Raw genomic sequence first — 13,306 nt, forward strand, 5'->3', positions numbered from 1 at the left:
TAAATAAGGAGGAACCGATCTGTGACGAATGTATTGTTTGTTTGTACAGGAAATACTTGTAGAAGCCCGATGGCAGAAGCTATTTTGAAAAGCAAGGCATTGCCTGGGGTTGAGGTTAAATCGGCCGGAGTGTTTGCTGCTGATGGAAGCGATGCTTCTGCACACACGAAAAAGGTGCTGGAAGAGCAGGGAATCCCGCTTGCACACAAATCTTCCGGCATGACCGATGCTTTAGTAGATTGGGCCACCTATATTTTAACGATGACGTCAGGCCATAAAGGTACGGTTCTTGCTATGTTTCCTGGTGCAGCCGGAAAAACGTATACGCTAAAAGAATTTGCGGGCCAGGATGGAGCAGGCGATATTATTGACCCTTATGGTGGGCCTGTTGAGATATACAGAAGTACCTTCGAAGATATGACAGAAAGTATTGCTCGGATTTTAAACCGCTTAAAAAAAGAGAAAGAATAATCAGGAGGCACAATAATGGGGGAGAAAAAGGGTTATAAATTTGGCCTGAGGAAGAAGCTCGTTTTATTTATCACTTCATTGGCCATTATTACATACACAACAAGTGCTATTTTTCTTTATGTATTATTTCCGAGCATTGAAGATTCGCTTCCATTCGGAGAAGTCGTTTTTAGTATTTTAACATTAAGTATGGGGGTTATCTGGTCAGGAATATTAGCCTTCTTTGCCGCAGGGTTTATCATCAAGCCTTTGCAGAAGCTTGAAAAAACAGCTTTAATGGCTGCCGAGGGGGATATTCGTGCAGATGCCGAGCTTTCCAAATCGGATGATGAGATCCGTTCACTTGGCATTGCATTTAACCATATGCTTTTCAGTTTAAGAGATATGGTCCAGAAAATTGATGAAAACTTTAAAGAAACAAATGATAAAGTGATTGCGATTTCAACGGAATCATCCGTTGCTGCTGAACAAGCAGATTCGATCGCCAGAACCATCAGCGAGATTTCCCTGGGTGCGGATAATTCGGCCGTTTCGATCCAGTCAACCGCAGAATCAATGGAGGATGTCATCCGCATTGCTGAAGAGGTGCAGGATAAAGCGAGAGCGTCCGAGACTGTTTCCGGGGAAATGGTTCAGGATTTGATGGAGTCGAAGAAAGTCATTCATTCTCTCATCTCAGGAATTGAAAAATTGGCGCAGGATAATGAAGAGTCATTGCAAACGGTTAAGCGTCTTGAAGAAAATGCGGTTAAGGTGGAGCAGATTATCCAGCTTGTTGGCGATATTGCCGCGCAGACAAATCTCCTCGCTTTAAATGCATCCATTGAAGCAGCCCGTGCCGGTGATCACGGAAGAGGCTTTGCAGTCGTGGCTGAAGAAGTTCGGAAGCTGGCTGATGAAAGTGCACAGGCAGTTCAGGGAATTTCGGAATTGATTAAAAACATACAGGAAGAAGTCCGCAATGTGGTGAAGCAAATTTCACTGCAAGTAGAAACGGCGAATAATGAAGTGAAAAAAGGAACCCAGACAAATGAAGTGATTGAGGAAATGGCCAAAACAGTGAATGAGATGGCCGCTTCCGTTTCTGCAATTTCCGGCCTGGTAGATAATCAAATGGAAGGCATCCAGCATACCTCTACCCAATCCCAGGAGGTTGCGGCAATAGCCGAAGAAACTTCTGCCGGGGCCCAGGAGGTTGCTGCGGCCACCCAACAGCAAACCGCTGTGATGGCAAATGTGGAAAAATTGGCGTTTGAACTAAAAGAGCAAGCCGAAAAATTAAACTGTACGATCACAAAATTTAAGCTTTAATTTGCTAAGAGGGAGCTTCCTTATTGAGGCTCTCTTTTATCTTAAACATGTGCTCACTTTCTTTATAATTTTTTGCTTTTATGTCAAAATAAGAGAAGGATTTTAATATAAATGCGCGCTTTTTCAAACAGGAGGGTTTCAGATGAAAATTGCAATTGCATCAGACCATGGCGGAATTAATCTCCGCGAAGAAATCAAAAGCTTAATGGATGAAATGGGTATTGAATATGAGGATTTTGGCTGTGACTGCGAAACGTCTGTAGATTATCCGGATTATGCACTTCCGGTAGCTGAAAAGGTAGCCAATGGCGAATTTGAAAAAGCCATTTTAATATGCGGCACTGGTATTGGCATGAGTATTTCTGCGAATAAAGTAAAAGGAATCCGCTGTGCACTTGTGCATGATGTTTTCAGTGCAAAAGCAACCCGTGAGCATAATGACAGCAATATTCTTGCGATGGGTGAACGCGTCATTGGACCTGGACTGGCACGTGAAATTGCAAAAGTATGGCTTTCAACAGATTTTGAAGGCGGACGCCATGAAAACCGTGTAGGGAAAATTACAGCATACGAAACAAAATAAAAGCGTAAATTCACCAAAAGTATTATAAATAAAGCTTCCGAAAGGGTGAGCTTTTTTGACAGATATGATTGAACAATGGAAAAAAGAGCTTGATGCAATTATTAATGAATTTAGCGAACAGGTTCCTTTAAATAACCGTCATATCCTTGTATTGGGATGCAGCACAAGTGAGGTGGCCGGCAAGCGGATTGGTACGGCCGGCACTGAGCAAGTAGCAGACTTGATTTTCGCACGGATGGACAAGCTGCGTAAAGATACTGGAGTGTCGCTGGCATTTCAATGCTGTGAACATTTGAACCGGGCTCTGGTCGTCGAACGGGAAACAGCCGAGGCGAAAAACCTGGATGAAGTGACCGTTATCCCCCACCGCACGGCCGGCGGTGCGATGGCAACATATGCCTATGGACACTTCCGTGACCCGGTAATGGTGGAGTTTATCAAGGCGGATGCAGGCATCGATATCGGTGACACGCTGATCGGCATGCACTTGAAGCATGTAGCCGTCCCGATCCGGACTTCACAAAAGTCGATCGGAAATGCCCACGTTACCATGGCCAAAACCAGACCAAAACTAATCGGCGGAGCCAGGGCGATCTACGAACCAAAACCCGAAAACGAATCATGCTAATTGAAGTCCCTTTTGATGAGGGGCTTTTTTTATTAAGGTCTGCTGGTACCAGGTACCTATACCAGTTGGCGGAAGTGGTACAGGTACCTGGTACCATTTTGAAAAAAAGATGTAACATTTATCAGAGCTGCACGTTTTACTGATGTAGGTTCTGAAGAGAGGGGGAGGGAAACGTTGAAGGAGAACCGGCAGGAACGGCTGGATGATTTGTATCGGCATTATGCCAGGCCGCTTTATTATTATTTATACAAAATGTCCGGTTCCAGGGAAACAGCTGAGGATTTAACGCAGGAAACTTTCGTGAGAGCAACCGTTTCTCTCTCTTTCTATCAGCAGGAGGATGTGCGGGCCTGGCTTTTTAAAGTAGCGAGGAATGCCTATTTGGATGAATGGAGGAAGAGGCAGAGAAGAAAAAAGATTCCTTTTGCCGATTATCTATTTTCCAAAGATGAAATGACGAGTCCATATGGATTGCCGGAGGATTCAGCATTACAGAAAGAAACAAAGGAAAAGGTTGAGGACCTGCTGGGATGCTTGCCGGAGCAGTACCGCTCTATCTTATATTTAAGAGAGTATGAATCATTTAGCTATAGCGAAATAGAAGAGGCACTGGATTTGTCCGAAAATCAGGTAAAGGTGAAACTGCATAGGGCACGGAAAAAGCTGGCGCAGATTGCCGACAATCAATGGAGGGAGAAAGATGAGTGATTGGAACAAAGACCGCGAAAAGAAAATCATGACAAAGTACCGCTTTACATTAACCATGAGAGTCTTAAGGGTTTTGGCTGCCTGCCTGCTGCTTTTCTGGGTCTATATGATGGCTGTGAATATCATATCGGATGCCTTTCATACCGAAAGGAAACATGCCTTCTACAGCAAGCTGGCACTTGATTGGAAACACCCGAACCTTCATGAGAATTTTGGCGGTTTTACAAACAAGGAGGTAACCGCTTTTCTGACTCATAAAATTTCATATCCTATCACCCGAAAGGTTGGGCGGGAATATCAGGCGGTTGGAGAGGTCCAAATCGAGAAAAGGCTGTTTAATGCTTATTCAACCTTCAATATTCAAAGGTTTGAGCCTGACCATGAAAGCAATTATCGTTTTTCCCTGCCTGAAAATCCGAATAGCGGGGCAAATCTAACAGCCAATGAGGATCCAAAGGTGTGGTCCTCTCTATCCAAAATTCATGAAGGAACCGTGGGGGAATTGGCGTTTTCTACAAAATCGTATATGAAACCGGAAGAGCTGATGGAAATGCTGAAGCCCTATGACCTCGAAGTTCTTTGGATGCCATTATATACAGGTGAACTGAAGGAATTCCAGACCGGCTATGGCAGTGGAGGAGACTCCATTGAATTAGCCTCTATTTATGGACTAACAGGCGCCAGGGAAGCTGGGGATGATTATATGTCAGAATCAAAGTTGTCTCTGACAGAGGAATTTATGGATGAAAATAAAGCGACCATGCTTAAACAGATGGAAAATCTTTTAGAAAAGGAATCACAAAGCTATTATGAAAATTTCCTGGGACTCGATCACCTCGAAGAACGCCATAAATATCTCAAAGAAAATGGCTTCGAAGTATACGGCGCTGTCGTAACCGGTCCAGTAAAGGAATTATTAAAGCTTAAAGAAGAAGAACAGATCCGCTCTCCTAACCTTGGCGAACTGGATTACTGGAACTGGGAATAACAGGATGGTGCCAGGTACCTATACCACTTTTACGAACTGGTACAGGTACCTGTCACTTTTTCAAAAAACATGCTAAAATAAAAAAGAATTTTCACAAAAGAACGATACATAGAAATGTGTAAGCGTCTTGGCAGGCGCTGGAGCTGGAGTTCCAGTCCAGGTCTGGAAGGTAAATAGACTTCTTACCAACAAAAAGTGTGTTGAGGAAAAGGGAGGATTCTTATGAAGCATTTAGCACAGCAGGATGAGCAAGTTTTCAAGTCGATTCAAGATGAGTTGGGACGCCAGAGATCAAAGATTGAATTAATCGCTTCTGAAAACTTTGTCAGTGAAGCGGTAATGGAAGCGCAGGGTTCCGTTTTAACAAATAAATATGCTGAGGGCTATCCTGGCCGACGTTATTATGGCGGATGTGAGCATGTGGATGTGGTAGAAGATTTGGCCCGCGACCGCGCGAAGCAAATTTTCGGAGCAGAGCATGTAAATGTACAGCCGCATTCAGGCGCACAGGCCAATATGGCTGTTTATTTCACTGTATTAGAGCAGGGTGACACTGTTCTGGGTATGAATCTTTCCCATGGGGGACATTTAACACACGGAAGCCCTGTTAACTTCAGCGGTGTTCAGTATAATTTCGTGGAGTATGGTGTGGATGAAGAAAACCATCGCATCAACTATGATGATGTGCTTGAAAAAGCACGCCAGCATAAGCCGAAATTAATTGTAGCAGGTGCAAGTGCCTATCCGCGTGAAATTGATTTCAAACGTTTCCGTGAAATAGCGGATGAAGTAGGCGCGATGCTGATGGTTGATATGGCTCATATCGCAGGTCTTGTAGCAGCTGGGCTTCATCAGAATCCGGTTCCGTTTGCGGACTTTGTTACAACCACTACTCATAAAACATTGCGCGGACCGCGAGGCGGTATGATTCTTTGTAAAGAAGAATATGCAAAGAAGATTGATAAATCCATTTTCCCTGGCATCCAGGGCGGTCCTTTAATGCATGTCATTGCTGCCAAAGCGGTTGCTTTCGGCGAAGCGCTTCAAGATGATTTCAAAACATATGCAGAAAATATCATTTCCAATGCAAAGAAGCTTGCTGAAGCATTGCAAAGTGAAGGAATTGACCTTGTTTCTGCAGGCACAGACAACCACTTATTATTAGTTGACCTTCGTTCCCTTGGCTTAACTGGTAAGATTGCAGAAAAGGTGCTTGATGAGGTCGGCATTACGGTCAACAAAAATACCATTCCTTTCGATCCTGAAAGCCCATTCGTAACAAGCGGTGTCCGCATTGGGACAGCGGCCGTTACTTCCCGCGGCTTCGGTGAAAAGGAGATGGAAGAAATCGCATCCATCATTGCCTTCACATTAAAAAATCATGAAGATGAAGGGAAGCTTCAAGAAGCAGCTCAGCGCGTAGAGTCTTTAACAGGCAGCTTCACTTTATATCCTGAAAAATAGCAGCAAAGCTTACGAAAGTTATAAAAAAGCAGCCGGTCTCATTGCTGGGACCGGCTTTTGCATGCGAAAAATAGAAATAGGGAATCTTAGAAAAATGACTTTTCTTTTACAAAAGCGAAACATAGTTGCCGATGGAATTGTTTTTCTGTAAAATTAGACGAAGTGTGGTTCGACTCATTCTGCATATTGAAAAGGAGAGATACTCATGGCAAAGGTTTACGTTTTTGACCATCCATTAATTCAGCATAAGCTTACATACATTCGTGAAAAAAGTACGGGAACAAAGGAATTCCGCGAGCTTGTCGACGAAGTGGCAACACTTATGGCATTTGAAATTACTCGTGATATGCCTTTGGAGGAAATCGAAATTGAAACACCTGTTAGCCTTACAAAATCCAACGTATTATCAGGCAAGAAGATTGGAATTATCCCAATTTTACGTGCGGGTATCGGCATGGTCGACGGCATCCTGAAGCTGATCCCAGCTGCAAAGGTAGGTCACATTGGCTTATACCGCGATCCGGAAACATTGCAGCCGGTTGAATACTATGTAAAGCTTCCGAGTGATGTGGAAGAAAGAGACTTCATCGTAGTCGATCCTATGCTTGCAACTGGCGGTTCTGCTGTTGAAGCCATTCACTCTCTTAAAAAGCGCGGCGGCAAAAACATCAAATTCATGTGCCTGATTGCAGCTCCTGAAGGGGTAGAGGCAGTAAAGGAAGCACACCCTGACGTTGACATCTATATTGCGGCGTTAGACGAAAAATTGAACGAAAAAGGCTATATTGTCCCTGGACTTGGAGATGCAGGCGACCGTTTATTCGGTACGAAATAAGTTTAAACATCATGCAGCAGACAAAAGATCTTATATCTTTTAAAAAAGGAAGGTGCTTCAAATGAATCGCCCGATTAAAGTAATGACGATTTTTGGGACAAGGCCTGAAGCCATTAAAATGGCTCCGCTTGTTCTGGAACTGCAAAAACATCCTGATCATTTTGAATCCATTGTAACCGTAACAGCACAGCATCGTGAAATGCTCGATCAGGTTTTAAATATTTTCAAGGTTACACCAGATTATGACCTGAATATCATGAAAGACCGCCAGACACTCGTGGATGTGACAACGCGCGGACTGGAAGGCCTTGATAAAATCATGAAGGAAGTAAAGCCCGATATTGTTCTTGTTCATGGCGATACGACCACTACCTTCATTGCGAGCCTTGCTGCATTCTATAATCAGATAGAAGTCGGCCATGTTGAAGCTGGATTGCGCACATGGAATAAGTACTCTCCATTCCCTGAGGAAATGAACCGCCAGTTAACAGGTGTTATGGCTGATCTTCATTTCTCGCCGACAGCGAAGTCAGCTGAAAACCTTTTAAATGAAAACAAACCGACCGAGAACATTTTCATTACAGGAAATACAGCGATCGATGCACTTAAAACAACCGTTAAGGACGAGTATCATCATGAAGTGCTTGAAAAAGTCGGCGATGACCGCCTTGTGCTGCTGACCGCACACCGCCGTGAAAACTTGGGCGAACCGATGAGAAACATGTTCAAGGCCATTAAGAGGCTTGTGGAAGAACAGAATGACATTCAAGTGGTTTACCCTGTACACCTTAACCCGGCTGTAAGGGAAATCGCTTCTGAAATTCTGGGTGACGACAACCGAATTCATTTAATTGAACCGCTTGATGTCATTGACTTTCACAACTTTGCTTCCAGAGCCCATTTGATTTTAACAGACTCAGGCGGAGTTCAGGAAGAAGCGCCATCGCTTGGCGTGCCTGTACTTGTACTGCGTGATACAACGGAAAGGCCTGAAGGGATTGAAGCGGGTACCCTAAAGCTTGCCGGTATCGAAGAACAGCCAATCTATGAACTGGCCACAGAGCTTTTAACTGACCAGGCTGCTTACGAAAAAATGGCCAAAGCCGTAAATCCATATGGTGACGGCAATGCTTCCAAACGAATTTGTGAAGCTATCCGCTATCATTTTAAGCAGACAAGTGATCGTCCGGAAGAATATAAACCGCAAAACTAATAAAAATGCACCTATTCAAATGACTGCCTCCAGCAGCGTTTGATAGGTGCATTTTTTACGGAAAAAATACCGATGCATGTTAAAAGGGGAGGGGAGAGGAGGCAGAGAACCTGTAAAAATGAAATGGTTGAAATGTTGGTGGTTAGGTGGTGGATGGCGGTTAGATTGTTTAAAGCGCAGATTCTTGGTAATTAATAGTTTTTTAAGTTAAAAGTCTCTTTTATGCAGGAGCTGAAAAAGCTATGATAGAATATATAGAGATAGGAAGCGGTTTTACTAGTATAAATAGACGTGGTTAGTATGTTGGTGGTTGGATGGTTGGTAAAGGTTTTTGAACAAAAACGTTGATATATCTGTGATTTGGGACGAGTAAAGTAATAAGGTCTGTTGGAATTATAGGGGAGTATTTTTAATTGTGCCTGATCCGATGGGTAATGGAAAGGCTGCAAAATGAAGCGTGGTGGTTTTGTTGGCGGTTAGGTGGTTGATTATGAACAGTACCCATCAATTGCCGGTTGATCCGCAATAAACCAAGAAAGGTGCTGAGGACGTTGGCAAATCAATATTTGACAATGAAGGAGCTCAAAGAAGCACTTCCGGAGATACCAGAAAATAGTTTGAAGCGTTATTTGCAGGAGCATGCAGAATACATACATTTTAAAAAAGAACATAATCGTTATAAAATACAGGCTTCGGAAATTGAGAAGCTGAAATTAATCAGAAAATTATATTCAGATGGATTAAAGAAAGAAGAAGTAACAACAAAGCTTGAAGAAGCTGGATTCCCGGTCACCATTACAGTGGAGGATGAGGAAGAAAGCAGCAGCACATCGCTCATGAATGTGAATCATGAGCTTACTGATATGAAAAAGCTTGTCAGTTTTCTGGTTCAGCAAAATGAACAGTCCCGCCTTCAGCAAAATAAAATCAGAGAGCAAAACAAACAGCTCATCCATGAAGTTCAAGAGCTCAAAATGACGATCGACGATTTAAGACTGGCCCAGGAACAAGGGAATGAGCAAGAAAGCGAAAAAGTCACTACCCTTTATGAAAAGCTCATGGCAACGCAAAAGTCTGTGGAAGAAGTAGCGAGTGCAGTGGAGGCTGAAAAAAGCAAAACCCTCTGGCAAAAGCTATTTGGAAAGTGAAAGAAGGCAGGTTTTTAGAATTTTACGTTTAAACGGATAGCAACAGGGTATTGGCATAATGATTTAAATACCCGGGAGGTTGAAAAAATGAGAGCTTTGGCAGTAATAGAGGCAGTTTTGATTCTCTGGATCATCTTGTTGCTTGGATCATTAATGGGAACTTTAATGTCGGAAGGTCTTATTGCCTTGGTATTTAAACTGGCAGAAGGCAAAGGCGTTGTCCTTACATTATTATTAATTTCTGCAACGCTAATAGACATGTGGAGAGATAAAAAGCGCGATCGTTTGATACAAAAAGGAAGGCTCGAACCGAACCAGTTATTTTAATATATATAAATAGCCGCAGCGTTGTATGATGGCCGGCGATTTTTATAAATGGCTCTTGTAAAAGATTGTTGTTTTTTTACAGACTTTGTGATAAGAAACATTGATAAAAAAGGCTGGTTGATTGGAGCGTAAGGTGCGAGACTCCTGCGGGAGGAGTGGGACAGGTGAGACCCCACAGGCGCTACGTGCCGAGGAGGCTCACCGCCCGCCCCGCGGAAAGCGAGCATCCTGGAGCGGAAATCAACCTCTCCTTGCTACTTGTTAAAAAACAACAAAGTTTGCGAAAACAGCCTTAGTAAAACAAACACGCATACTCACCCTATAATCAGCCCACCCTAAAACAAAAAGAGGGTGGACTTTTTTATGAAAAAATTCTTGGTGATTTTTACAATCGTGCTAACAATAGTAGGCCAAAATCCTGTTTCAGGCCGCACTCTTTCACACCCTCCTCTTCCGAAAGAATCACCTGATATCGAAAAGGTGGCCATTGTTGTCCTTAAAGAGGAAAAGGATGACCTGGAAATTAAAAAGCTGATCGAGCGTCATCCGGATCTGCAAATAAGGCATGTATACAAACAGGCGCTAAATGGTTTTTCTGTTAAAGGGAAGCAGTCTGCTTTGACTAGCCTGCTTAATCAAGAAGGTGTTTCAGCTGTATCCCCGGTTAATACTTATTTTGTTCATTCCGGAGATAATATCAAGCTGATTGGAGGCACAGCCGTCAGAGGGTTTTTTGATCAAAACAACCGGCGCCTGACAGGCAAGGGTGTAAAAATTGGCGTCATTGATACGGGCATTGATTATAACCACCCTGATTTAAGAAGAAGCTACGGGGGCGGCCATGACCTGGTTGATCAGGATAAGGATCCGATGGAAACGAAAGCAGCAGGGGGACAGGGCACACTGCACGGCACCCATGTTGCAGGCATCATTGCTGCTAATGGAAAAGTTCAAGGAGTGGCGCCAGAAGCAACGATTATCGCTTACCGTGCACTAGGGCCAGGCGGCAGCGGAACAACGGAACAGGTCATTGCGGCTATTGACCAGGCCATAAAGGACAAGGTGGATGTAGTAAATCTTTCCTTAGGAAATAACGTAAACGGTCCGGACCTTCCAATTAGCCTCGCACTTAATAAGGCGGTTGAAAAGGGGATTACGGCAGTCACCTCCTCAGGCAACTCCGGTCCGAATATATGGACAGTTGGTTCACCGGGTACCGCTTCAAAAGCAATTTCTGTTGGTGCTTCAACTCCGACGATGAAGGTGCCGATTCTAAACGCTGGCGGGCGAAGGATCAGGCTGGATCTTCTTCAAGGTTCAAAGGATTGGGAGTTCGACCGTTCCTATGAGATTGTATATGGGGGAATTGGGCGCAAGGAAGAATTAAAAAATGCGGATGGAAAGATTGTTTTAGTGGAAAGAGGCGAACTGACTTTTACTGATAAGGCGGTCAATGCATTGGAGGCTGGTGCTGAAGGGATTATCATTTTTAATAACACTAAGGGAAGATTCTTTGGCAATCTGGATAGTGGAGTTCCAATCCCTGTTGCGGCATTATCCAAGGAAGAAGGGGAAGAACTCAGAAAGCTTACTGAAAAGAGAAAGCTCCTCGGCCGTACTTATATAATAGAAGAAAAGGATATTTTGGCTGACTTTAGCTCACGCGGACCGGTTACATCCACTTGGGAAATCAAACCGGATGTAGTAGCTCCTGGTGTAGCAATCAATAGTACCATTCCGGGAGGGTATCTCCCTTTACAAGGAACCAGCATGGCTGCTCCCCATGTCGCGGGGGCGTGCGCTATCCTGAAACAGGCTCATCCTGATTGGGGGCCTGAGAAAATTAAAGCTGCGCTGATGAATACGGCAAAGCCGCTTGTTAATAATGAGGGAAAACTTTATCGAACATACGAGCAGGGAGCCGGCAGGATTCAGCTGGAGAAAGCATTGCGAACGGAAACGGTTATCCTTCCAGCCTCCCTGCAGTTCGGGAAATTCCAAATAGCAGACAGGCTGCATGAGCACAAGAGCTATGTAACGGTTGAAAACATAAGTAATAAAAACAAATCTTATTCATTCTCCATCCCGTATAAAGAACAGGGCATCAACTGGGAAATGCCAAAGTCTTTTCAATTGAAGCCAGGCGAGAAAAAGAAGCTTGAAATTAAGATGTCGGTAGATCCTACTTTATTGAAGAAAAAAATTTATGATGGAAGCTTAGTGATGTCAGCTGGAAGTGAAGAAATGAGGATTCCCTATCTCTATGTTCTGGAGGAGCCAAATTATCCAAGGGTAATGGGATTTGGTCTTGGAAAAGGGGATAAAGAGAAGACATATAGATATGAAGTATATTTGCCGGGCGGGGCAGAGGAATTCGGAATAGCCATGTTTGATTCGGAAAGCCTTCGCTTCATGGGATTTCTGGACTGGAAAAGGAATGTAGGCAAGGGACAGCTTCTGCAGGAGATCTCTGCTGACAAACTTCCTGGACCAGGTTTGTACCTTGCCAAGGTGTTCGCTAAAAAAGCAGGCAAAGAAGATTGGATTGAGACTTATCTCTTTATCAGACCGGATGGACAAATCGGAGAACCGGAGCCTTCAGGAACTAGCAAGGATTTAGTGAATGAATAGGCTGTGTATATGCATATTGGCACACAGACCAACCGTGATTCGCTAAATCAACAGGTAAATTTAACATAGTCAATCATTTAAAAACCGCAAAAATAGAGCGTTTTCAGGGGCGAAGCAGAAACTCGCTCCTTTTTCAATAGAATGGGAAAAATTAATTGTGATAAATATGTGAACATACCATATTTTTACCTTTTTGTTTGTGAACTTTTTCACTCCAAACGCATTGACATTGACAATGCCCTATTGTATGCTTACAAAGGGTAAAAGATGATAGGGTTTTCAAAATATTTGTGCAGACATATTTCCCACTTCTGCATGATGTAAATGTGATTAATTATGGCCTCAAAACCCACTCACCATTCTCTTAAGGGAGGATGCGTTTTTATGCGTCAAAAAGACCGCAACCCATTTAAGGCGATGGCCTTAATGTCCGCCATTCTTTCTCAATTAGTTGGTTCCACGCTCATTGGCATTTTCGCCGGAAGGTGGCTTGACAGCAAGGCAGGAACCGAGCCGTTATTTCTTTTAATCGGCTTGTTCATTGGACTGGGCGCTGGGATTTACGCCATGCTTCGCTTAATCCAACATTTCTTCACAGGAGAATAAACATCATGCCGGAAATCAAAGCAATTTTTCAAAGACAGCGAAAATACATATTCCTGTTGTTGTCTGTATACGTTCTCGGCTGGGGTTTTACGCCTTATCAATCTGTTTTTCTCGGCTTGATCCTTGGTACAAGCCTAAGTCTGTTCAATTTGTGGCTGATGGCAAGAAAGACGCTGCAATTTGGAGAGGCAGTCGAGAGAGGCGAGAAGGTGCGCTCCCTTGGGACGGTATCCAGAATGGCTACGGCAGTTCTTGCTGTCATGATCGCTCTGGAATATCCTGAAAAGCTGCATCTGCTCAGTGTTGTATTTGGATTAATGACATCCTATATTGTCATTATGATAGATTATTTTCTTCAATCTTTTCATTTACGTAAATAGCGGGAAGAGAGGT

At 43.6% G+C, this 13,306-nt stretch carries 14 protein-coding genes; all 14 read left to right on the forward strand.

The features are described from left to right. Window positions 1-21 precede the first annotated feature (21 nt). The 14 genes from AC3ZVC_RS05390 (at window position 22) to AC3ZVC_RS05455 (ending at window position 13,293) form a co-directional block, all read left to right on the forward strand. Window positions 22-471 (forward strand): low molecular weight protein arginine phosphatase, encoded by a 450-nt coding sequence (locus AC3ZVC_RS05390; RefSeq protein ID WP_490066840.1) that lies wholly within the window; start codon window positions 22-24, stop codon window positions 469-471. A 15-nt stretch (window positions 472-486) separates the two neighbouring features. Continuing rightward, complete coding sequence (locus AC3ZVC_RS05395) at window positions 487-1,782, forward strand: methyl-accepting chemotaxis protein (RefSeq protein WP_490066842.1); 1,296 nt, start codon at window positions 487-489, stop codon at window positions 1,780-1,782. Between the two features lie 142 nt (window positions 1,783-1,924). Next, window positions 1,925-2,365, forward strand: coding sequence for a ribose 5-phosphate isomerase B (rpiB, locus tag AC3ZVC_RS05400; RefSeq protein WP_214725838.1), 441 nt, complete (start codon window positions 1,925-1,927; stop codon window positions 2,363-2,365). A 64-nt stretch (window positions 2,366-2,429) separates the two neighbouring features. After that, window positions 2,430-2,993 (forward strand): TIGR01440 family protein, encoded by a 564-nt coding sequence (locus tag AC3ZVC_RS05405; RefSeq protein WP_490068841.1) that lies wholly within the window; start codon window positions 2,430-2,432, stop codon window positions 2,991-2,993. 174 nt (window positions 2,994-3,167) lie between these two features. Further along, window positions 3,168-3,701 (forward strand): RNA polymerase sigma factor, encoded by a 534-nt coding sequence (locus AC3ZVC_RS05410; RefSeq protein WP_490066845.1) that lies wholly within the window; start codon window positions 3,168-3,170, stop codon window positions 3,699-3,701. Continuing rightward, window positions 3,694-4,689 carry an anti-sigma factor gene (locus AC3ZVC_RS05415; RefSeq protein ID WP_490066849.1) on the forward strand — a complete coding sequence of 332 codons (996 nt, stop codon included), beginning with the start codon at window positions 3,694-3,696 and terminating at the stop codon, window positions 4,687-4,689. The genes AC3ZVC_RS05410 and AC3ZVC_RS05415 overlap by 8 nt, the downstream gene beginning before the upstream one ends. Window positions 4,690-4,911: 222 nt before the next feature. Then, window positions 4,912-6,153 carry a serine hydroxymethyltransferase gene (gene glyA / locus AC3ZVC_RS05420; RefSeq protein WP_490066850.1) on the forward strand — a complete coding sequence of 414 codons (1,242 nt, stop codon included), beginning with the start codon at window positions 4,912-4,914 and terminating at the stop codon, window positions 6,151-6,153. Window positions 6,154-6,358: 205 nt separating this feature from the next. Then, a complete protein-coding gene (gene upp / locus AC3ZVC_RS05425; protein ID WP_110063723.1) occupies window positions 6,359-6,988 on the forward strand; it encodes a uracil phosphoribosyltransferase in 630 nt (209 codons plus the stop codon). 61 nt (window positions 6,989-7,049) lie between these two features. Continuing rightward, complete coding sequence (gene wecB / locus AC3ZVC_RS05430) at window positions 7,050-8,201, forward strand: non-hydrolyzing UDP-N-acetylglucosamine 2-epimerase (protein WP_490066852.1); 1,152 nt, start codon at window positions 7,050-7,052, stop codon at window positions 8,199-8,201. Between the two features lie 551 nt (window positions 8,202-8,752). Further along, window positions 8,753-9,349: a hypothetical protein gene (locus AC3ZVC_RS05435; protein ID WP_490066854.1), complete on the forward strand. Its 597-nt coding sequence runs from the start codon at window positions 8,753-8,755 to the stop codon at window positions 9,347-9,349. Between the two features lie 87 nt (window positions 9,350-9,436). Further along, window positions 9,437-9,676, forward strand: a complete 240-nt coding sequence (locus tag AC3ZVC_RS05440) for a hypothetical protein (RefSeq protein ID WP_214725832.1) — start codon at window positions 9,437-9,439, stop codon at window positions 9,674-9,676. Between the two features lie 363 nt (window positions 9,677-10,039). After that, window positions 10,040-12,307, forward strand: coding sequence for a S8 family serine peptidase (locus AC3ZVC_RS05445; protein WP_490066857.1), 2,268 nt, complete (start codon window positions 10,040-10,042; stop codon window positions 12,305-12,307). A gap of 384 nt (window positions 12,308-12,691) precedes the next feature. Beyond that, window positions 12,692-12,913 carry an AtpZ/AtpI family protein gene (locus AC3ZVC_RS05450; protein WP_048007940.1) on the forward strand — a complete coding sequence of 74 codons (222 nt, stop codon included), beginning with the start codon at window positions 12,692-12,694 and terminating at the stop codon, window positions 12,911-12,913. A gap of 5 nt (window positions 12,914-12,918) precedes the next feature. After that, entirely contained in the window at window positions 12,919-13,293 is a 375-nt protein-coding gene (locus tag AC3ZVC_RS05455; protein ID WP_214725830.1) for an ATP synthase subunit I, read from the forward strand. Window positions 13,294-13,306: the final 13 nt, after the last annotated feature.

Source organism: Cytobacillus sp. C11.1 (assembly GCF_058145115.1).

Excerpts from the sequence above, each read along its gene's own strand:
- AC3ZVC_RS05405 (WP_490068841.1), top strand. The coding sequence starts at position 2,430 with ATGATTGAACAATGGAAAAAAGAGCTTGATGCAATTATTAATGAATTT.
- upp (WP_110063723.1), top strand. The coding sequence starts at position 6,359 with ATGGCAAAGGTTTACGTTTTTGACCATCCATTAATTCAGCATAAGCTT.
- rpiB (WP_214725838.1), top strand. The coding sequence starts at position 1,925 with ATGAAAATTGCAATTGCATCAGACCATGGCGGAATTAATCTCCGCGAA.
- AC3ZVC_RS05415 (WP_490066849.1), top strand. The coding sequence starts at position 3,694 with ATGAGTGATTGGAACAAAGACCGCGAAAAGAAAATCATGACAAAGTAC.
- AC3ZVC_RS05440 (WP_214725832.1), top strand. The coding sequence starts at position 9,437 with ATGAGAGCTTTGGCAGTAATAGAGGCAGTTTTGATTCTCTGGATCATC.
- wecB (WP_490066852.1), top strand. The coding sequence starts at position 7,050 with ATGAATCGCCCGATTAAAGTAATGACGATTTTTGGGACAAGGCCTGAA.
- AC3ZVC_RS05450 (WP_048007940.1), top strand. The coding sequence starts at position 12,692 with ATGCGTCAAAAAGACCGCAACCCATTTAAGGCGATGGCCTTAATGTCC.
- AC3ZVC_RS05445 (WP_490066857.1), top strand. The coding sequence starts at position 10,040 with ATGAAAAAATTCTTGGTGATTTTTACAATCGTGCTAACAATAGTAGGC.
- AC3ZVC_RS05455 (WP_214725830.1), top strand. The coding sequence starts at position 12,919 with ATGCCGGAAATCAAAGCAATTTTTCAAAGACAGCGAAAATACATATTC.
- AC3ZVC_RS05395 (WP_490066842.1), top strand. The coding sequence starts at position 487 with ATGGGGGAGAAAAAGGGTTATAAATTTGGCCTGAGGAAGAAGCTCGTT.
- glyA (WP_490066850.1), top strand. The coding sequence starts at position 4,912 with ATGAAGCATTTAGCACAGCAGGATGAGCAAGTTTTCAAGTCGATTCAA.